Annotated in this window: 17 protein-coding genes and 2 tRNA genes; 10 read left to right on the forward strand and 9 right to left on the reverse strand. The window is 67.4% G+C overall.

Going from position 1 to position 19,801, the window contains the following annotated elements; translation table 11 throughout:
- Positions 1 to 11: 11 nt before the first annotated feature.
- From H5407_RS07320 to hrcA, 6 genes are all read right to left on the reverse strand, one after another.
- Positions 12 to 2,606, reverse strand: coding sequence for an AAA family ATPase (locus H5407_RS07320; RefSeq protein ID WP_220800513.1), 2,595 nt, complete (start codon positions 2,604 to 2,606; stop codon positions 12 to 14).
- Positions 2,603 to 3,964 carry a restriction endonuclease subunit S gene (locus tag H5407_RS07325; RefSeq protein ID WP_183103794.1) on the reverse strand — a complete coding sequence of 454 codons (1,362 nt, stop codon included), beginning with the start codon at positions 3,962 to 3,964 and terminating at the stop codon, positions 2,603 to 2,605. Before H5407_RS07325 ends, H5407_RS07320 begins: the two co-directional genes overlap by 4 nt.
- Complete coding sequence (locus tag H5407_RS07330) at positions 3,954 to 5,522, reverse strand: class I SAM-dependent DNA methyltransferase (RefSeq protein ID WP_183103795.1); 1,569 nt, start codon at positions 5,520 to 5,522, stop codon at positions 3,954 to 3,956. The genes H5407_RS07325 and H5407_RS07330 overlap by 11 nt, the downstream gene beginning before the upstream one ends.
- 21 nt (positions 5,523 to 5,543) lie before the next feature.
- Entirely contained in the window at positions 5,544 to 6,317 is a 774-nt protein-coding gene (locus tag H5407_RS07335; RefSeq protein WP_183103796.1) for an NYN domain-containing protein, read from the reverse strand.
- Positions 6,318 to 6,666: 349 nt separating this feature from the next.
- A tRNA-Ile gene (locus tag H5407_RS07340) sits at positions 6,667 to 6,743 on the reverse strand.
- Between the two features lie 90 nt (positions 6,744 to 6,833).
- Complete coding sequence (hrcA, locus tag H5407_RS07345; RefSeq protein WP_183103797.1) at positions 6,834 to 7,850, reverse strand: heat-inducible transcriptional repressor HrcA; 1,017 nt, start codon at positions 7,848 to 7,850, stop codon at positions 6,834 to 6,836.
- A 68-nt stretch (positions 7,851 to 7,918) separates the two neighbouring features.
- Here hrcA and H5407_RS07350 point away from each other — a divergent pair, with 68 nt between their 5' ends.
- Genes H5407_RS07350 through H5407_RS07365 form a run of 4 tightly spaced genes read left to right on the forward strand, consistent with a single transcriptional unit; the run spans position 7,919 to position 11,818 of the window.
- Positions 7,919 to 8,794, forward strand: a complete 876-nt coding sequence (locus tag H5407_RS07350; protein ID WP_183103798.1) for an NAD kinase — start codon at positions 7,919 to 7,921, stop codon at positions 8,792 to 8,794.
- A 39-nt stretch (positions 8,795 to 8,833) separates the two neighbouring features.
- Positions 8,834 to 10,522, forward strand: a complete 1,689-nt coding sequence (gene recN / locus H5407_RS07355; protein ID WP_183103799.1) for a DNA repair protein RecN — start codon at positions 8,834 to 8,836, stop codon at positions 10,520 to 10,522.
- A complete protein-coding gene (gene rapZ / locus H5407_RS07360; RefSeq protein ID WP_183103800.1) occupies positions 10,519 to 11,436 on the forward strand; it encodes an RNase adapter RapZ in 918 nt (305 codons plus the stop codon). Before recN ends, rapZ begins: the two co-directional genes overlap by 4 nt.
- 28 nt (positions 11,437 to 11,464) lie before the next feature.
- A complete protein-coding gene (locus tag H5407_RS07365) occupies positions 11,465 to 11,818 on the forward strand; it encodes a DUF3147 family protein (RefSeq protein ID WP_183103801.1) in 354 nt (117 codons plus the stop codon).
- Between the two features lie 33 nt (positions 11,819 to 11,851).
- Here H5407_RS07365 and H5407_RS07370 read toward each other — a convergent pair whose 3' ends face one another.
- The 3 genes from H5407_RS07370 to mutM all read right to left on the reverse strand — a co-directional run bounded on the left by H5407_RS07370 (position 11,852) and on the right by mutM (position 14,156).
- Positions 11,852 to 12,169, reverse strand: coding sequence for a hypothetical protein (locus H5407_RS07370; protein WP_183103802.1), 318 nt, complete (start codon positions 12,167 to 12,169; stop codon positions 11,852 to 11,854).
- Positions 12,170 to 12,271: 102 nt separating this feature from the next.
- The gene (mutY, locus tag H5407_RS07375; RefSeq protein ID WP_255501122.1) at positions 12,272 to 13,330 is read right to left on the reverse strand and encodes an A/G-specific adenine glycosylase; all 1,059 of its coding nucleotides are present in this window, start codon (positions 13,328 to 13,330) and stop codon (positions 12,272 to 12,274) included.
- 7 nt (positions 13,331 to 13,337) lie between these two features.
- Positions 13,338 to 14,156: a bifunctional DNA-formamidopyrimidine glycosylase/DNA-(apurinic or apyrimidinic site) lyase gene (gene mutM / locus H5407_RS07380; protein WP_183103804.1), complete on the reverse strand. Its 819-nt coding sequence runs from the start codon at positions 14,154 to 14,156 to the stop codon at positions 13,338 to 13,340.
- 168 nt (positions 14,157 to 14,324) lie between these two features.
- Here mutM and H5407_RS07385 point away from each other — a divergent pair, with 168 nt between their 5' ends.
- The 6 genes from H5407_RS07385 to H5407_RS07410 all read left to right on the forward strand — a co-directional run bounded on the left by H5407_RS07385 (position 14,325) and on the right by H5407_RS07410 (position 19,722).
- Complete coding sequence (locus H5407_RS07385) at positions 14,325 to 16,109, forward strand: tetratricopeptide repeat protein (protein WP_183103805.1); 1,785 nt, start codon at positions 14,325 to 14,327, stop codon at positions 16,107 to 16,109.
- A complete protein-coding gene (locus tag H5407_RS07390; RefSeq protein WP_183103806.1) occupies positions 16,109 to 16,702 on the forward strand; it encodes a lipoprotein insertase outer membrane protein LolB in 594 nt (197 codons plus the stop codon). Before H5407_RS07385 ends, H5407_RS07390 begins: the two co-directional genes overlap by 1 nt.
- Positions 16,703 to 16,805: 103 nt before the next feature.
- Positions 16,806 to 17,816 (forward strand): 4-(cytidine 5'-diphospho)-2-C-methyl-D-erythritol kinase, encoded by a 1,011-nt coding sequence (gene ispE / locus H5407_RS07395; protein ID WP_183103807.1) that lies wholly within the window; start codon positions 16,806 to 16,808, stop codon positions 17,814 to 17,816.
- 38 nt (positions 17,817 to 17,854) lie between these two features.
- Positions 17,855 to 17,931: transfer RNA gene (locus tag H5407_RS07400), tRNA-Gln, on the forward strand.
- Positions 17,932 to 17,997: 66 nt separating this feature from the next.
- Positions 17,998 to 18,960: a ribose-phosphate pyrophosphokinase gene (locus tag H5407_RS07405; protein ID WP_310737628.1), complete on the forward strand. Its 963-nt coding sequence runs from the start codon at positions 17,998 to 18,000 to the stop codon at positions 18,958 to 18,960.
- 138 nt (positions 18,961 to 19,098) lie between these two features.
- Positions 19,099 to 19,722 (forward strand): 50S ribosomal protein L25/general stress protein Ctc, encoded by a 624-nt coding sequence (locus H5407_RS07410; RefSeq protein ID WP_183103808.1) that lies wholly within the window; start codon positions 19,099 to 19,101, stop codon positions 19,720 to 19,722.
- The last annotated feature ends 79 nt before the right edge of the window (positions 19,723 to 19,801 follow it).

Genomic DNA, 19,801 nt, shown 5'->3' on the forward strand with positions numbered 1-19,801 from the left:
TCATGCGCGGCTCAGTCCTGCTCCGTGGCGCTGAGGTGGTCGATGACGCCTAGGTAGCTCTGCACCTCGCGGAAGGCCGCGTCGTTCACGTACCAGGCCTGCGGGCGGCGCGACACGTTGACCTCATCACCGAACAGCGCGGCCGTGTTCACGCCCTGGCTGCGCACAAAGCGGAACTCCTCGGGCTTGCGGTGGTCGTTGAGCACCCACTGGATCCGCTGCCAGTCATCGAAGAAGTACTCCTGCAGCAGCGGCAGCACCTGCTTGCGGAAGATCTGCTCCAGCCGGCTCAGCCGGCGGTTCTCGCGCAGCGGCATGAAGAAGGCATGACCCAGGCGATGGTCTCGATCCAGCAGCGCTTCGATACGCTCGTTCATGACCTCCAGCAAGCGCTGCACCTCGATGCCAGCGACGTTGATGCCCTTCAGCTCTTCGGGCCTGGGCGGCATCTCGACGAACTCGAAGCGGCGGCGCAGGGCCACGTCCATGCCCGTCAAGGAGCGGTCGGCCGTGTTCATGGTGCCGATGAGGTAGACGTTGTCAGGCACGCTGAAGGGCTTCTTGGAGTAGGGCAGCGTGACCTGCAGGGACTCGTCGCTCCCCGCCCTTTTGGAGGGCTCAATGAGGGTGATCAGCTCGCCGAAGATGCGAGAGATGTTGCCGCGGTTGATCTCGTCGACGACCAGCACATAGGGCTTGGTGACCACCGCCTGGCGTGCGCTGCCAGCCACCGGCTTGCAGCCCTTGCTGTCCAAATAGCGCTGCAGATCGGCCCAGTTCAGGCGGTTCAGCTGGTAGACCGTTTTCAAGGTGAAGGTCTTGCCCTCGTTGATGGGCTCGATCGGCAGCTCCAGGTCCTTGTAGAGCCACTGCACGGGCCGGACGTGCTGGTAGTCGCCGATCAGCCCCTTGGGCAGCTGCTCCGGCGGTTCGTGGCGGTAGTCGCCCGTCACCACCCCGACGGCGGCAATCGCGTAGGCCGAATGGATGCACAGCAGAATGTCCCCCACCTCCATCTCTTCAGCGAAATAGCGCAGGGTGCCCTTGTCCCCGCTGCCCAGGGACTGGTAGTAGGTGTTGCTCTCAGGGTCCTGCAGCAGGTCTCCCGTCTTGCCCCATCCGACGCGGGCTTCGTTGTGGTCCAGACAATAGGCCTTGGTGGGCGACGGGCCCGTGCCGGCGATGGAGATCTTCCAGACGCGAGCATGCGGCTGCACGGTGAGGGTGCCCGTGTCAATGACGGGGCGGGCGGCGTCGCAGAGCCGCTTGAATACGCCCGGCTCGACGCTGTATTCCAGCTGTTTGTCGTCATTGAGCTTGGCACGCAGGCCTTCGACGAAGTCCTCGTAGCTGAAGCTCTGGTGGAAGGTGACGAACTCCACCTGCCCCTGCTGCGTCAACTCGTCAAAGCGTGCCTTGCGCTCCGCACGTTGAGTGGGATGAGGATGCGCCGCCTTGAAGGCCGGATCCAGGATCTCCAGCGCGGCGTCGATGGTGCTGTAGGTCTTGCCGGTGCCCGGCGGACCGTACAGGATTTGGTTCAGGGGCGGGCGGGGCGCGGCCAGGTCTGCAGCCCCGCTGGGGCCTTCTAGCGGCTGGATGCCGGCGCCATCGCTGGAGCCATCGTTGAACACGGGCGGCACTTCCCCGGTGTAAGCCTCCAACAGCTCCAGCAGGCGTTCTCGGCTGGGGATGCTGAAGGACACCGCGGGGTTCGGTGCGGCCAAGGTGGGTGCGTTGGCGGCCAGGCCATGACTGCGGGTGTCGTCCGCGCCCTTGGGCGTGGCGCCTTGCGTGGCCTCGGTGAGCTCCTGCGTCCAGTGCCCAGGCTGGAAGTAGACGACCGGCGTTTGCCGCGCACGCATCAGGCACAGCTCACGCCCATCCGGCAGCCTGAAGCCAGCGTGCCTCTTGGTGGGCGGCTTGATGGACGTGATCCCAGGATGGGCCTGAAGGTAGCTCAGCACCTCGTCCGTGCTGATGGCCCCGGCCAGCACCTCGCCAGCCTGCTGCCAGAGCGCCGTGCCGTACTCCAGCACCCCCTGCTCGGCGGGCTTGGCGGCCATCAGCTGCTGATAGACCTGGCCGGTGCTGGTCTTGGCACTCACACCCGGCAGCGCGTCCAGCATCGCGCGCTTGAACACGGGAGCGATCACGGGGTTAGCCCGGTCCTGATAGAGGAAGGCGATCTTCCACTTGGTGGCGTGGCCCAGGTCTGCGGCCTCGATGGCGTCCAGGCGGCCTTCTCGAGCGGCCTGGGCGATGTCGGCAATCAGGCCGCGCACGTACTCGAAGGCCTGCTCAGCCGTGGTGCCGTACTTGCTCAGCCAGCCGTGCGTCGGACCAAAGCTCAGGCCGCTGGAGGCTTGTCCCGACTTGTCGCTCTGGTCCTTGCGCGAATAGACGCCGAACTTGAAGGCCGAGCCACCCCAGATCGACCCCAGGTCCTCCGTGCGGGTCTCCAGCCAGTAGGTGAAGCAGTCCTTGCTGCCGGCCTGTGAGTACTCCTCCAGGCTCATGCTGCGCAGGCTCTCCATGGGCCAGCGGGCCAGGAACTCGTCCCAGAGGGCGCTGAGGGCGGTGAAGTGCGTACTGCTGGTGCTCATGGGGTGGTGGCGAGGGCGTGATCAACGGCCTCGGTGGCCTCGGGCAGGCGGAGCTGGCCGGAGATGAGGCGGGGGAGGAGGGTGTTGCGGAGAGTCGCAAGCGACTTCGCCTGGGTTTGGCTCGCAGCGATGCGCATTCGCAAGGGGACTGTCGCCGCGTCAAAACGAGCAAGAACATCTGCTGGCGGCACGACAACCCGGATGGCTGCTAGCTTTCCTCGGCTGAGTTCGGTCTGGCCGGTAGTTCCCTCGCCAAACTGTTCGATCTCCGGCTGAATTCTCATAAGAGCGAGCCCCAGAAAATTCCAGGTAAGACGCTCATTGGGGCGCACCACTGTGACGTGCGAATCGACGATGGTTGTCTCTTCCAGATCGACGACCTGAGCAACTCGACCCAGTGTTCCAACGCCGGTGGAGTTCACGAGCACATCACCAGTTCGCAACTCACGGCCGTCGATCCTGCGCTGCGACGGGTCGTGCCGACGAGCCTTTGCAGAGTCAATGGCGAAGTCTCGAATGCACTTCTGGTTCAAGACCAGAACGCCCCCCTCCTCAATGTACTTTGGTGAGATACCTCGATTAAGGTACGCGGTGCAGTCGCCGAGGGCTGCCCTACTCCACCCCCTAGGCACCTCCCCCAACTCCGAGTCCTCGAAGCAGTCAGGGAAGAGCGCGGCGGTGGCCTCATCCATGCCTTCGGGGGCGCGGCCGGCCATCTTGGCGCGCACGGGGTCGAAGTCCACAAACCAGGACTTGAACAGCGCCTGGGCAATGGCTTCCAGCGTGGTGTTGGTGTCACGGAGTAGGGTGATGCGGTCGTCGAGTGCGCCAATGACCTCGGCGATAGCGTCCTGCACTTCGATCGGTGGGAGAACGATAGGTAGCTTTCGCTGGGCCGTGATTCCAATGTAGGCACGGGTCGAGCCGGAACCTGCCCATGCGGCCAGTGTTTGTTGGAACGGACCCGAGTCGAAGTAGTACTTGAGATAGCGATTGTTGAGTCGGGCCGGGTCAAGAACTCTGTAGTACGTCACTTGTGGCGTGAGCACCAAGTAGTCATGGTCGCAAGGACCAACCAGCGCAGTTCTACCGAGCGTTGCCTTATGCGACAAAAGGACATCTCCTGCCTTCGAGAACCCCTTGCGCAGCGAGGCGGCCTGTTCATGCGTGATGAAGGCGCAATTCTGAACGTCGACGCGACCGCCTTTCAGGTCAGAGGCCATGATGAATGGCACGCCGGTAGGCACGAAGTCAGAGGCCTTGGGATGGATCTCGCCATGGTTGCCGTCAATCGGTGGAGCAAGCACTCCCGCCTGCACGAGGTCTTCGACGGTAAACGTCGCCAACTCAGAGCTCATATCCGAGTGCCCCCAGCTTCGCCCGGATAACCGCATCCAGCTCCGCCCCCTGGGCCATCTGCTCCCCCAACCGCTCGGTCAGCCGCGTCATCTTCTCGGCAAAGGCTTCGTCGTCGTCCTCGACCTCCTCAGCGCCCACATAGCGCCCCGGCGTCAGCACATGGCCGTGCTGTGCGATCTCGAAGAGCTCCACGCTGCGGCAATAGCCCAGGACATCGGTGTACTCACCCGGCGCCTCGCCCGGCGCGGCTTCACCACGCCAAGCCGCCACGGTGGCGGCGATGCGAGCGATGTCTTCATCGGCCAGCTCGCGCTGCACCCGGCCGATCATGCGACCCAGCTTGCGCGCGTCGATGAACAAGACCTGATCCTTGCGCGCCGCGGGCTTGCTCTTGGCCAGGAACCACAGGCAGGCCGGGATCTGGGTGTTGAAGAAGAGCTGGCCCGGCAGTGCCACCATCACCTCCACCACATCCGCCTCCACCATGGCGGCACGGATGACGCCCTCGTTGTTCTGGCCGCTGGCCATGGAGCCGTTGGCCAGCACGATGCCGGCCCGGCCCGTGTCCTTCAGGTGATGCAGCATGTGCTGCAGCCAGGCGTAGTTGGCGTTGCCCTGCGGCGGGTCACCATAGACCCAGCGCGGGTCGCCCTCCAGGCTGCCATGCCACCAGTCGCTGATGTTGAAGGGCGGGTTGGCCAGGATGTAGTCGGCCCGCAGATCGGGGTGCTGGTTACGGGTGAAGGTGTCGCCCGGCTCGCGACCGAGGTTGAAGTCGATGCCGCGGATGGCCAGGTTCATGGCTGCCAAGCGCCAGGTGGTGGGATTGCTCTCCTGGCCGTAGATGGACACATCGCCCAGCTTGCCGCCGTGCGCCTCGATGAACTTCTCGCTCTGCACGAACATGCCGCCGGAGCCGCAGCACGGGTCGTAGACCTTGCCGTGATGCGGGGCCAGCACGGCCACCAGGGTCTGCACGATGGAGGCGGGCGTGTAGAACTGCCCGCCCTTCTTGCCCTCGGCGCTGGCGAACTGGCCCAGGAAGTATTCGTAGACCTGGCCCAGCACATCGCGGGCTGTGTTCGGGTTGTCACCAAAGCCGATGGTGGACACCAGGTCCACCAGCTCGCCCAGCTTGCCGTCCGGCAGCTGCGCGCGGCCATAGCGCTTGTCCAGGATGCCCTTGAGCTTGGGGTTCTCGCCCTCGATCAAGGTCAGCGCGTCGTCGATGCTGCGGCCGATGGTGGGCTGCTTGGCCTGGCCGCGCAGGTGCTCCCAGCGCGCGCCCTCGGGCACCCAGAAGACGTTGACGGCGGTGTAGTAGTCGCGGTCGTCTGCTTCGGCGGCGAGGTCATCCTCGCTGGCGTCGCTGTAGTAGTACTCGTCGTCCGGGTTGCGGAGGCGGTCGATGACCTCGGCGCGGCGTGCGGCGAAGGTGTCGGACACGTACTTCAGGAAGATCAGGCCGAGCACCAGGTGCTTGTATTCGGCGGCGTCCATGTTGGCGCGCAGCTTGTCAGCGGCGGCCCAGAGGGTTTTCTTGATGTCGTCGAGCATGAGGGAGCGGTACGGCAGGGCTCAGGGGGCAGCGGCTGCAGCAGCCGGTGCGGGGGTGTCTTTGGGGGTGGCGAGTGCGACAGTCCAGTGCCCGCCTGGTTCTTGGCGGAGGGGCAGGAGGTCGTAGGTCTTGAGCATGCTGGCGAGGCCCGAGTAGCCCATTGCCTGCGGCGTGAATCCGGGGTCCATGCGTCGCAAGTAGGAGCCCAGCGCGCTGAGGGCGACGCGCCCATCGGTGATCTCGGCAGCCATCAGCCTGACGGCATTGACGACCGACTTGGGCCGCTGCTTGGGCTTGGGCGGCGCCACGGGCTTGGCGGGCTGGGCCGCCGACTCTGCTGCTGCGGCAGGTTCTGCAGGGGCCCACTCGAAGAACTGGTCACTGGCGTTGCGCAGGGCCTCGGGCGTCTTGGCCTCGCCCACGATGTGAACGGTGGCACCACGCTCGCGCAGCTTGCGGCACAGGCCGGCGAAGTCGGAGTCGCTGGTGACGAGGCAGAAGGTGTCGGCCCGGCCGTCAAACATCGCCTCGATGGCATCCATGGCCAGGGCGATGTCGGAGGTGTTCTTGCCGGAGGAATAGGTGTACTGCAGGCAGGGCGTGAAGGCCCGCCTGACGAGGGCTTCCTGCCACTTGTTGGCCAGCGCGTTCTGATTGCCGAAGCCCCGGCGCAGCACCACGCGGCCGAACTGCGCCGCCACTTGCAAGGCGTACTCCAAGACATCCGGAGATGCGTTCTCGCAATCCACCAACACTGCCACTTTGGCGTCTGTATTGAGCTCTGTAGGCCCCATGTCGTACTCCCTGACTGCGGCGGGGATGATAGACCGTGCGGAGGACCTTGCCGGTCGGGCCGCTGTGGGGAAATACGCGGGGTTTGATGGTGCGCAGGGTGCCGGCGCTGGGTCGGAGGGCTGCGGCGAAAGCTTCTTGCGGGCCTGGGGGTGTCGGCATCAGGGCGGCATCAGATGCCTACTTTCTGGCCCAGGCAGCAGGCCGTGCAGGCCGAGGGCCGCAAGGTGGCTGAACGACCCCGGCCCCAAGAAAGGCCCTCCAGGGCCTCGCCTCGTCCGTGTTCGTTCGCCAACAGCCGCCGGGATTCAGCCCAATTCCCGCAAGATTCTGGCAACGGACGCGAATTTTTGGTAGGCCGTACAGGACTTGAACCTGTGACCAAAGGATTATGAGTCCTCTGCTCTAACCAACTGAGCTAACGGCCCCCGTGTTTCCAGCGCCGGGGAGGCGCCGCAAGACAACCCGGCGGGGAGCCGGGAGCGCGGATTGTACGGGCCCGCAATGAGGCCCCCGCCCTACTTCTGCGACAGCGCGTTGGACACCATGCGCGAGGTGATGTCCACGATCTGGATCATGCGGTCGTAGGCCATGCGCGTGGGGCCGATCACGCCCAGGGTGCCCACGACCTGGCCGTCCACCTCATAAGGGGCGGACACGATGGAGAGTTCCTCGTAGGGCACGACCTGGCTCTCGCCACCGATGAAGATGCGCACGCCCTCGGCGCGGCTGGAGCCGTCCAGCAGGCGCATGAGCTGGGTCTTCTGCTCGAAGAGGTCGAAGAGGCGGCGCAGGCTGTTCATGTCCTGGCTGAAATCCTGGACGGTCAGCAGGTTGCGCTCGCCGCTGATGATGACCTGCTCCTCCTGGGCGCTGGCCTCGGTGCCGACCTGCACGGCCGCGTTCATCAGGAGGGCGATCTCGCCGCGCAAGGCATCGACCTCGGTCTTGAGCTTCTCGCGCACCGCCTCCAGGCTGAGGCCGGCGTATTGCGCATTCAGGCGGTTGCTGGCCTCGGCCAGCTCGCCCTGGTTGTGGTCCTGGGCGGTGAAGATCACGCGGTTCTGCACGTCGCCGTCCGGCGAGACCATGATGACCAGAACGCGACGCTCGCCCAGGCGCAGGAACTCGATGTGGTGGAAGACGCTGGGCTTGCGCGGCGCCGTCACCACACCCACGAAACTGGACAGATTGGACAGCAGCTGCGCGGCGCTGGTGATCACGCGCTGGGGCTGGTCGGGCTGCAGCTGGGCATCCAGGGCGATGGGCTCGGCGCCCAGCAGGCCGGGGTTGGCCGTCAGCATGGTGTCCACAAAGAGGCGGTAGCCGCGGGCCGTGGGGATGCGCCCGGCGCTGGTGTGGGGGCTCGCGATGAGACCCAGGTCTTCCAGGTCCGCCATCACATTGCGTATGGTGGCCGGAGACAGCTCCAGCCCCGAGGCCTTGGACAGCGTGCGGGAACCGACAGGCTGCCCGTCCGCGATATAGCGTTCGACCAGGGTTTTCAGCAGGGATTTGGATCGCTCGTCGAGCATGGTTTTCATTGTACGGACATGGGCGACCTCGTCATTCGGCCCGGGAGCGCTGTGGTGTAATTCTGCGCATGGCCAAACGATTCCAACATGTGGCGATTGTGGGCAAGCACCAGGCTCGCGGCATCCGGCCGGTCCTGGAGGAGATTGCCCAATTTGTGGCCAGTCAAGGCCTGGAGGTTTCCCTGGAGCGCGACACGGCGCTCAACACGGGGATCACAGCCTATGACGCCCTGGACAACGACGAGCTCGGCCAGCGCTGCGACCTGGCCATCGTGGTCGGGGGCGACGGCACCATGCTGGGCTTCGCCCGCGAGATGGCGCGCCACGGCACACCGCTGGTGGGCATCAACCAGGGGCGCCTGGGCTTCATCACCGACATCTCCATCGAGCACTTCCGCGAGGCGCTCTCCCCCATCCTCGCCGGCGACTACGACGCCGAGCAGCGCGCCATGCTCGAAGGTGAGGTCTGGCGGGACAACGCCATCATCTTCGAAGGGGTGGCCCTGAATGATGTGGTGGTGAGCCGCGGCGCCACGGCCTCCATGGTGGAGCTGCGGGTAGACGTGGGCGACGAGTTCGTGGCCAATATGCGGGCCGACGGTGTCATCGTGGCCTCGCCCACCGGCTCCACGGCCTACTCGCTCTCCGCGGGCGGCCCCATCCTGCACCCCAGCATCGCCGGCTGGGTGCTGGTGCCCATCGCCTCACACACGCTGTCCAACCGACCCATCGTGCTGCCGGACCTGGGCGAAGTGAGCCTGGAGATCGTCGCCGGCCGCGACGCCAGCGTGAACTTCGACATGCAAAGCCTCGCCAGCCTGCTGCACGGTGACCGCATCACGGTGCGGCGTTCGGCGCACAAGGTGTCCTTCCTCCACCCCAAGGGCTGGAGCTACTACGCCACGCTGCGCCGCAAGCTGCGCTGGTACGAAGGCGTGAGCTGATTTCCCCTCACCCCTCACTTCACCCACTCATTCCGCCCGATGCTGCGCCGCCTGAGCCTTCGAGATTTCGTGATCGTGCCCGCGCTGGAGCTGGACTTCGGCACCGGCTTCGCCGCGCTGACCGGCGAGACTGGGGCCGGCAAGTCCATCCTGATCGACGCCCTGCAGCTGGCCCTGGGCCAGCGCGGCGATGCCGGCGTGGTGCGCGAAGGCGCAGCCCGTGCCGAGATAAGCGCGGAGTTCGACCGCCCCGCCTCCCTGCTGGCCTGGCTGGAGGAAGGCGGCTTCGAGCTGGAGTCCGACACCCTCCTGCTGCGCCGAGTGATCGACGCCCAAGGCAAGAGCCGGGCCTGGATCAACGGCAGCAGCGCCACCGTGGCCCAGCTCCGCGAGCTGGCGGACCACCTGCTGGACATCCACGGCCAGCACGCCTGGCAAGGCCTGACCCGGGCCCCCGCCGTGCGCGAGCTGCTGGACGGCTATGCCCAGGCCGACACACGCGCAGTGGCTCAGGCCTACACCGCCTGGCGCCAGGCCCACGAGGCCCTGGAGAAGGCCCGCACCCAGCAAGCCACCCTGGCCAGCGAGCACGAGCGCCTGAGCTGGCAGTTGGGCGAGATCGAACGCCTGGCTCCCGGCGAGGACGAATGGGACGGGCTCAACGGCGAGCACCAGCGTCTCTCGCATTCGCAGTCCCTGATGGACGCCGCCCGGCACGCCCTGGACGCGCTCAGCGAGGCCGAGCTCAATGCCGAGTCCCTCACCCAGCAGGCCCTGGACGGCCTGCAGGACGTGCTCAGCTATGACCCCAGCCTGGCCCCGGCCGTCGAGGCCCTGCAGGGCGCCCAGGCCCAGCTGCAGGACGCCGCCCACACCCTCAGCACCTATCTGCATGGCGCCGAGCTGGACCCCGAACGCCTGCAGCAGCTGGACGAACGCCTTTCGGCCTGGATGCAGCTGGCGCGCCGCTACCGCCGCCAGCCGGCCGAGCTGCCGGCCCTGCACCAGGAATGGAAGGCGGAGCTGGTCCGCCTGGATGCCGCGACCGACCTGGACGCTCTGGAGCGCCAGCTCGCCGCCGCCCGCAAGGCCTACGACACCCAGGCCGCCACCCTCAGCAAGGCCCGCAAGGCCGCCGCCCCCAGGCTGGCCACCGCTGTCACCCAGGCCATGCAGCAGCTGGGCATGGCCGGCGGCGCCTTCGAGATCGCCCTGCTGCCGCAGGCCGAGCCGCAGAGCTTCGGCCTGGAGTCCGCGGAATTCCTCGTGGCCGGCCATGCCGGCAGCACGCCGCGACCGCTGGCCAAGGTGGCCTCTGGCGGGGAGCTCTCCCGCATCGCCCTGGCCATCGCCGTCACCACCTGCCAGCACAGCGGCGGGGCAGGCACGCTGATTTTCGACGAGATCGATGCGGGCGTCGGCGGCGCAGTGGCCGAAACCGTGGGCCGGCTGATGAAGCTGCTGGGCCGCGACCGCCAGGTGCTGGCCGTCACCCACCTGCCCCAGGTGGCCGCCTGCGCCGACCAGCATTTCGTCGTGTCCAAGGCCCTGAAGGACGGCGCCACCTGCTCGGACGTCCGCCCCGTGGTCGGCGAGCAGCGAGTGGCCGAGATCGCCCGCATGCTGGGCGGCGAGCGCCTCTCGTCCACCAGCCTGGCCCATGCCCAGGAGATGCTGGACCTCTCAGCCCAGGCGGCCAAGCCAAGCCCCCGAAAGGCCAAGCCATGAAGAAAGCCAAGCCCGAGGCCCGCGAGCAGAGCGATGTGGTGCTGGTCACCGGGGTGTCCGGCGGCGGCAAGTCCATCGCCATGCATGCGCTGGAGGATGCTGGCTTCTTCTGCGTGGACAACCTGCCACCCGAACTGCTGCTGGACTTCCTGAAACTGGAGCAACAGCGCGGCAAGCGCCGCGTGGCCATCGCAGTGGACGTGCGCAGCGCGGGCTCCCTGCCCCACCTGCTGCCCCTGATCAAGCAGCTGCGCGGCGAGGGCGTGGCCCTGCGCTCCATCTTCCTGGACGCCAACACCGAGACCCTGATGCGACGCTTCTCCGAGACGCGCCGCCCCCATCCGCTGCGCCAGCACCCCGCAGTGCCGGGCGCCGCGGGCGAGCATGGCGAGGACGAGCACCGCGCCCTGCTGGACGCCATCCACCTGGAGCGCGAGCTGCTGGCCGCGCTGCGGGTGGAATCCACCGTGATCGATACCAGCCAGCTGCGCCCCGCCCAGCTGCGCGCCTGGGTGCGAGACCTGGTCGTGGTCTCGGGAGATTCGCTGACCCTGGTCTTCGAGTCCTTCGCCTTCAAGCACGGCGTGCCCAGCGACGCCGACTTCGTCTTCGATGTGCGGGTCCTGCCCAACCCCTACTACGACCGCGAGTTGCGCCCCCTCACCGGTCGCGACGAACCCGTGGCCCGTTTCCTCGAAGCCCAGCCCGAGGTGAGGCTGATGCTGAGCCAGATCAGCGCCTTCATCGCCCAGTGGCTGCCGAACTTCTCGGCGGACCAGCGCAGCTACCTCACCGTGGCCATCGGCTGCACGGGCGGGCAGCACCGCTCGGTCTATCTGGTCGAGACCCTGTGCAAGCAGTTCGCCTATCACGGCCAGGTGCTGAAGCGGCACCGCGAGCTGGACGCCAAGTGAGGCGGCCTGCCCCCGGTGCCCCCTGCTCATGACCTGGCTGATCACCAAGTACCTGATCACCGCCGGGCTGGTGGTGGGCATCTCCGAGCTGGCCAAGCGCAGTGACCGCCTGGGCGGCCTGGTGGCGGCCCTGCCCCTGGTGACGCTGCTGACCCTGGTCTGGCTCTACGTGGAACGACAGCCGGCCGAACGCATCGCCAACCACGCCTGGTACACCTTCTGGTACGTGCTGCCCACGCTGCCCATGTTCCTGGCCTTCCCCTGGATGCTCTCGCGCTGGGGTTTCTGGGGCGCGCTGGGCGGATCGGCCGCACTCACCGTGCTGTGCTTCGTGCTGACGGCCTGGGCCGTGCGACCGCTGGGCATCATCCTGCTGGACTGAGCCGGGCCCTGGTGCCCTGGCGATCCAAGGAGATCAGTCGGCCCGCGGCGCCTGCCCCGCCCCAGGCGCCTCATGGGCCGCGCTGCTCAGCAGCACCATGGCCACCACGGACACCCCGGGAATCAGCACCATGGCCACGACCCAGGGCCACACCGAACGGCCCGCATGTTGCAGGGCCACGGCCACATAGGCGATGTGCGCGATGATGCCCACGCCCATGCCCAGCCCGCCGAAAGTGGCGCGCAGGACACCGCCGGATTCGTCGCCGGTCAGCACCAGCCACAGGCACACGGCAAAGACCAGCGCCGCCAGCAGGGCGGATTCAAGGGCATTCTTGACCTGGGCGTTCATGGCGTTGTCATTGGCATGCGAATCGGGCGGGCGCAAGCATACGCGCATTCCAGCCGCGAGACCAATGCCAGGCACGCACTGCGCCCCCCGGGACATGCCCGATCAACCGAGCAGCTTCTTCAGCGGCGCCGGCAGGGCGTAGCGCGGCAGCTCCTCGCGCGCCACCCAGACGCCCTCGCCCAGCTGGAAGGCCTGCTGCAGGTGCAGGCGGCGCGGGTGCAGCACCCAGTCGAAATGCGTCAGCGCATGCTCGATGCGGGGCAGCGGCTGCGGCGCCTGGGCCGACAGCAGCCGGGCCTGGCTCAGCAGCTGAGCCTCGTCCTCGAACAGGGGCAGCGTCCACAGCCCCGCCCAGACGCCGCGTGCCGGACGCTGCGCCAGCCAGATCCGCCCCTCGTGTTCCAGCCATAGCCACCAGTGCTCGCGTTGGCTGCGCTTGAGCTTGCGAGTCCTGATCGGGAACTGTTCCACCGTCCCCTGGCGCTGGGCCTCGCACAGGTCTTGCACGGGGCACAGCAGGCATTGCGGCGAGCGCGTGCTGCACAGGCTGGCGCCCAAGTCCATCAGGCCCTGGGTGTAGGCCGGCATGTCGGCGCGCGCGGTGGGCAGCAGGGTCTCGGCATGGCGCCACAGCCGCTTCTCCTGGGCGCTGGAGGCCAGGTCGCCGTCGAAGGCCAGCAGGCGGCCCAGCACGCGCTTCACATTGCCGTCGAGGATGGCCGCGCGCTCGTCGAAGCAGAAGGAGGCGATGGCCGCCGCCGTGGAGCGGCCGATGCCAGGCAGCTCGGCCAGTTGAGCCGCCGAGGGCGGGAAGGCGCCGCCATGGTGGTCGCGCACCGCCTCGGCGCAGCGGTGCAGATTGCGCGCCCGGCTGTAATAGCCCAGGCCCTGCCACATCGCCAGCACCTCGTCGAGATGCGCATCAGCAAGCTCGCGCACCGACGGGAAGCGCTCCAGGAAGCGCTGGTAGTAGCCCAGCACCGTGCTCACCTGGGTCTGCTGCAGCATGATCTCCGAGAGCCAGACGCGGTAGGGGTCGCGGGTCTGCTGCCAGGGCAGGGCATGGCGGCCGTGCTGGCGCTGCCAGGCCACCAGGCGCGGGGCGAAGTCGAGGGCCAGCGAGGCGACGGAGCTGTCGAGGGAAGCGGGGGAGGAACTCAAGATCGGCTCAGGAACGGGTCTGGCAACGGGGGCAGAAGAAGGTCGAGCGCTGGCCCTGGACCAGGCGGCGGATGGGCGTGCCGCAATGTCGGCAGCCCTGGCCTTCGCGACCATAGACCTGGGCCTGCATCTGGAAGCTGCCGGCCACGCCGTGGGCATCCTTAAAGTCGCGCAAGGTGGTGCCGCCGGCTTCCAGCGCCTGCGCCAGCACCTGGCGCACGCTGGCGGCCAGGCGCTCGGCACGAGGGCGGCTGAGGCGGCCGGCCTTACTCGCGGGGTGGATGCCGGCCAGGAACAGGGCCTCGCAGGCGTAGATATTGCCAGCCCCGACGACGATGTCCCCCGCCAGCAGGGCCTGCTTGATGGCCACGCGCCGCCCCTTCAGCAGCTTGTGCAGATAGGCGCCGGTGAAGCGCTCGTCGAAGGGCTCCAGACCCAGGCCGGCCAGCAGCCGGGACACCGGCGGTGCGTCCAGGCCCGTGGACCAGACCACCGCCCCGAAGCGGCGCGGGTCGTGCAGGCGCAGCAGGCCGCGGTCGGTCTGCAGCTCGAAGTGGTCATGCGGGCCGGCAGGCCCGAGGTCGCGCCCGAAGGCCAGCGAGCCCGACATGCCCAGGTGCAGCAGCAGGCCCTCCTCGCCCAGCGGCAGCCAGAGGTACTTGCCTCGGCGCTGGACCAATCCAGCACGCTGCCCCACCAAGCGCTCCGCCGCGCAGCCCAGGGGCCAGCGCAGGGGCTTGCCCAGGCGCAGGGACTGCACTGTCGCGCCGTGGATGGCGTCGGCAAAACTGCGGCGGGTGACTTCAACTTCGGGCAGCTCGGGCATGGCCGGCATGATACGCAGCCGCCACACGATGCGCCCGGACCCAGGCATCCCAGGCAGGGGTCCGCCGTAAGAATGGACACTCAGGGTGTCCTAAGGGATGGGCGCCCCGCCGTGCCTAGAATGGGCCGGCAGGCCGCCCCCAGGCGGCCGGCGTCCTCTGGAGATTTCATGCCTCGTTCCCCGTTCCCGCTGCTTCGCCCTTCTCGGCTGGCCCTGGCCTGCGCCTTGGGGCTGGGCTCCCTCGCCCTGTCGGTGCATGCCGGCGAAGCCGATGCCGTGGAGCCGGCGGCACCTGCCAAACCGGTGCAGAACTCCGCCATGGACGCGCCCATGTTCTACCAACTGCTGGTGGGTGAGATGGAGCTGCGCTCGGGCGAGATGGGCGTGGCCTACCAGGTGCTGCTCGATGCGGCCCGGCGCACGCAGGACGAGCCCCTCTACAAGCGCGTCGTGCAGATCGCCGTGCAGGGGCGTGCCGGCGAGCAGGCGCTGGTCGCTGCCAAGGCCTGGCGGGATGGCATGCCGGGCTCGCTGGAGGCACACCAGACCACGCTGCAGCTGCTGGCCCTGCTGAACAAGCCCCAGGAGATCGCCGCCCCGGTGCAGAGCCTGCTGAAGCTGGGCAGCGAGTCGCAGTCGCAGCAGCTGCTGCGCAGCCTGCCTGGGCTTTTCGCCCGCACCCCCGAGCCGCAGCGCGTGCTGGAGGCCCTGCAGCCCACCCTGCAGGCCTCGGCCCGCAACCCCGCCCTGCGTCAGGGCGCCCTGCTCTGCGAAGCGCGGCTGCAGCTGGCCGCCGGCCATGCGGCCCCGGCCTGGACGCTCACCGAGCAGGTGCTGCAGCAGGAGCCGGGCCAGGAGGAGGCGCTGGGCCTGGCGCTGGACCTGATGGACCGCCAGCCCCCCGCCGAAGCGCCGGTGCGCGCCGCTCTGGCCGCCAAGCCCGATCACCACGGGCTGCGCCAGGCCTATGCCCGCGCCCTGGCGCGCTCGCAACGCCTGGTCGAGGCCGCCGCCGAGTTCCGTCGCCTCACCGTCGATACGCCGGAGCAGCCCACCCCCTGGTACGCCCTGGGCTCCCTGGAGCTGGAGCTGCATCATCCCGAACGCGCCGAAGCCGCCCTGCAAACCTTCCTGAAGCGCCTGGAGGACAGCATCGCCGACGGCGAACTCAGCGAATCCGGCCGCGAGGCCCGCCAGCAGGCCTGGCTGCTGCTGTCGCGCGTGGCGGAGCAGCGCAAGGACTGGAAGACCGCACAAGCCTGGCTGGACCGGATCGAGGTGGCCTCGCCGCGTGCCGACCTCAGCTACCGCAAGGCCCTGCTGCTGGCCCGGCAGGGCCGCCTGGACCAGGCCCGCCAAGTGATCCACGAGCTGCCCGGCGAGACCGACGAGCAGCTGCGCACCCGCTTCATGGCCGAGTCCCAGCTGCTGCGCGACCTGCAGCAGTGGCCCGCCGCCTACGAGCTGCTGGGCCGCGCCACCGCTCGGCTGCCGGCCGATGCCGACCTGCTGTACGAGCAGGCCATGATGGCCGAGAAGCTCAACCTCCTGGACGAGATGGAGCAGCAGCTGCGCCGCACCATCGAGATCAGCCCCAAGCATTTCCATGCCTACAACGCCCTGGGCTATTCCCTGGCCGATCGAAAGCTGCGCCTGGACGAAGCCCGCGAGCTCATCGTCAAAGCCCTGAGCCTGGCCCCCAAGGAGCCAGCCATCGTCGATAGCATGGGTTGGGTGGAGTACCGCCTGGGTCGGCTGCAGGAGGCGCAGCGCTGGCTGGCCGAGGCCTATGCCAGCCGCCCGGATGGCGACATCGCCGCCCACCTGGGCGAGGTGCTGTGGCAGAGCGGGCAGAAGGACAAGGCGCGACAAGTCTGGGCCGAAGGCCTCAAGCGGGAGCCCGGCAACGAGGCCATCCTGGAAGCCCGCCAGCGCCTGCAGGCGGCGCCCTGATGCGCGCGCTGTCCCGGGGGTTCCGGCGGCTTGGCTCTGCCCTGCTGCTCGCTGCGCTGGCCGCCTGCGCGCACGGCCCGCGCCATGCGGACATGCGCGCCGCCATGCAGGCAAGACCTGACCCCGACGCCCCCCTGACGCGCAGCTTCAGCGGCAAGCTCAGTGTGCAGGTCCCGCCGCAGCCCGGCCAGCGCGTCGCCCAGGGCGGCAGTGGCAGCTTCGAGCTGCTGGGCGATGCCGGCCAGGGCCAGCTGGAGCTGTCCACGCCCACCGGCTCGCTGCTGGCCCGCGTGCGCTGGAGCCCCACCAGCGTCAGCCTGGAGCAGCCCAAGGAGCAGCGCAGCTATGACAGCCTGGATGCGCTGACCCTGGAGCTGCTGGGCGAGTCAGTGCCCGTCGCCGCCCTCTTCGACTGGCTGCGGGGCCGCCCCTGGAGCGGCGCTGCCGCGGCGCTGCTGCCCGCGCCCGAGCAGGGCTTCGAGCAGCTGGGCTGGCGGGTCCAGACCGACCGGCTGGCCGAGGGCCTGCTCAGCGCCCATCAGCTGGGCGGACGCTCCGCCACCTTGCGGGTGCGACTGGCTCGCGAGGACTGAGCCTCAATCACAGTTCGGCACAGCAGGGCACGGTATGGCCCGGCAAGCCGGCATACTGCTCGCCTGAGGGCTGCATCGGCTGCCCCCCTCTTCCCCTGACCCCATGCAAGCGCTCTACGACGTCCCGGCCCCCGCCAAGCTCAACCTCTTCCTCCATGTGGTGGGCAAGCGGCCGGATGGCTACCACCTGCTGGAGTCCGTCTTCGCCCTGATCGACTGGGCGGACACCCTGCATTTCGAGCGCCGCACCGACGGCCAACTGCAGCGCCATGACCGGGGCGACGCCCTGCCCGCCGACGACCTCTGCCTACGCGCCGCACGACTGCTGCAGGCCGAGAGCGGCTGCGGCCTGGGCGCCGACATCCACATCGAGAAGCGCCTCCCCAGCGGCGCCGGCATGGGCGGCGGCTCCTCTGACGCAGCCTCGACCCTGCTGGCGCTGAACCGGCTGTGGGGCCTGCGCTGGCCGCTGTCCCGCCTGCTGCCCCTGGGCCTGAAGCTGGGCGCCGACGTGCCCTTCTTCCTGGGCGGCCGCAATGCCTTCGTGCAGGGCATCGGTGAAGACCTGACCCCCATCGAACTGCCGGAGCAGACCTTCGCCATCGTCAAGCCCGACGTCAGCATTCCGACCAAGGATATTTTTTCGAGCCCCCTCTTGCAGCGCTCTGAAACTCTGGCTATAGTTGCGGTCTTTCCTGAGCACGGCAGCAAAACAAGCACCGAGCCGAGTGAAAGCAACAGATCAAATGTTGCCGCCGCTTCGCAAAATGCAAAAAATTCTGCGCCGAGATTGGAACTGAACGCTGAAAGTTGTGCTAGAATCGCAAGCTTTCTGGAAATCGACAGCAAGTTGAACAACGCGCTGCGAAATGATCTCCAGAAACCCGCTGAGCAGTACAGCAGTCAAGTGACGCAGGCCCTCGCCTTGCTCGAATCGAGATTCGGCAACAGCCGGATGACAGGTTCAGGCAGTGCAGTGTTCGCTACTGTTCAAGGGAAAGATGGCATGTCGAACCAACCCATGGCGACATTACCGGAGCTGCCTCCGGGATGGGTTGGCAAGGTGTGCCGCAGTCTGGTTCAGCACCCGCTTCGCGGATGGACCGAAGACTGAAGAGTACAAGGGTGCTGCAGCTCTGCAGTGTCCTGTGTAGGGGAGTCGCCAAGTTGGTTAAGGCATCGGATTTTGATTCCGACATGCGAGGGTTCGAGTCCTTCCTCCCCTGCCAAATTTCATTGCTTACCTCCCGGACCCGCTGGGTAGGCCACGGGGCCATTGACTCAAAGGATGGCCTGTGCTGCTGAATACCGTCCTCTTCACCGGCAATGCAAACCCGGTGCTCTCCCAAGAAATCGCCACCCATCTGGGTCTGGAACTCGGCAAGGCTTCGGTCGGCCGTTTCTCTGATGGCGAAGTCGCGGTCGAGATCCAGCAAAACGTCCGCGCCCGCGACGTCTTCGTGATCCAGCCCACCTGCGCGCCCACGAACGACAACCTGATGGAACTGCTGGTGATGGTCGATGCGCTCAAGCGCGCCAGCGCCCGTCGCATCACCGCCGTCATCCCCTACTTCGGCTATGCCCGTCAGGACCGCCGTCCGCGTTCCACCCGCGTGCCCATCTCGGCCAAGGTCGTGGCCAATCTGCTGGAGACCGTGGGCGTCGAGCGCGTGCTGACCATGGACCTGCACGCTGACCAGATCCAGGGCTTCTTCGACATCCCCGTCGATAACATCTACGCCAGCCCCGTGCTGCTGTCGGACCTCAAGGCCCGCAACTACAGCAACCTGGTGGTGGTGAGCCCGGACGTCGGCGGCGTGGTCCGCGCCCGCGCGCTGGCCAAGCAGCTGGGCTGCGACCTGGCCATCATCGACAAGCGCCGCCCCGCTGCCAACGTCTCCGAGGTGATGCACGTCATCGGTGACATCGACGGCCGCAACTGCGTGATCATGGACGACATGATCGACACCGCCGGCACGCTGGTGAAGGCCGCCGAAGTGCTGAAGGACCGCGGCGCCAAGCGCGTGTTTGCCTACTGCACCCACCCCATCCTGTCCGGCCCGGCCATCGATCGCATCACGACATCGGCCCTGGACGAAGTCATCATCACCAACACCATTCCGCTGTCGGACGCCGCCAAGGCCTGCGGCAAGATCCGCCAGCTGTCGGTCGCCTTCCTGTTCGCAGAGACCATCCGTCGCATCTCCGACGGCGAATCGGTGACCTCGCTGTTCTCCGAGCAGAACAACAATTTCTGAGTCTGAAGCCGGGCGCTCCTCGCAAGGGAGCGCCCGCTTGTTTGTGACCGGCCTTGACGGGCCGGTTTTTGTCAGCGGTCGACAGACCGCATCCACGGGTGCCTGGTCGCGGGCATCCATCCATTATTGGAGAAACCTATGAAATTCGTCGCTTTTGAGCGCAAGCTGCAGGGGACCGGAGCGAGCCGCCGCCTGCGTATCGCTGGCAAGGTGCCTGGCATCGTTTACGGCGCCGGTGAACCCGCAGCCGTCGAACTGGACCACAACGCCCTGTTCCACGCCCTGAAGAAGGAAGCCTTCCACAGTTCCATCCTCGAGATGGAACTGAACGGCACCGTGACCAAGGTCCTGCTGCGTGACTTCCAGATGCACCCCTACAAGCCGCAAGTCCAGCACGTGGACTTCCAGCGCGTGGATGCCACCACCAAGATCTCCAAGAAGGTGCCCCTGCACTTCGTGGGCGAAGCCGAATCCCCGGCCGTCAAGACCGACAAGTGCACGGTCAACCACGTGATCACCCAGCTGGAGATCAACTGCCTGGCCGAGCAGCTGCCCGAGTTCATCGAAGTGGACCTGAGCAAGCTGACCCTGGGTCACTCGGTGCACGTGAACGACCTGGTCGTCGCCGACCACGTCAAGATCGTGACCCACGGCAAGCCCAACCCCGTGGTCGCCACCGCCGTGGCCCCGGTCGTGGAAGAGATCGTCGTGGCTGCTGCTCCGGCCGCCGACGACAAGAAGGGCAAGAAGGGCAAGAAGTAATTCTTCGCCGCCTTGCGCAAGAAGCCCCGCCCTGGCGGGGCTTTTTTTCGTCTGTGGCGCTCATCGCACGGCCGCCATC

This window comes from Mitsuaria sp. WAJ17 (assembly GCF_014174515.1).
GTDB lineage: Bacteria > Pseudomonadota > Gammaproteobacteria > Burkholderiales > Burkholderiaceae_C > Roseateles_B.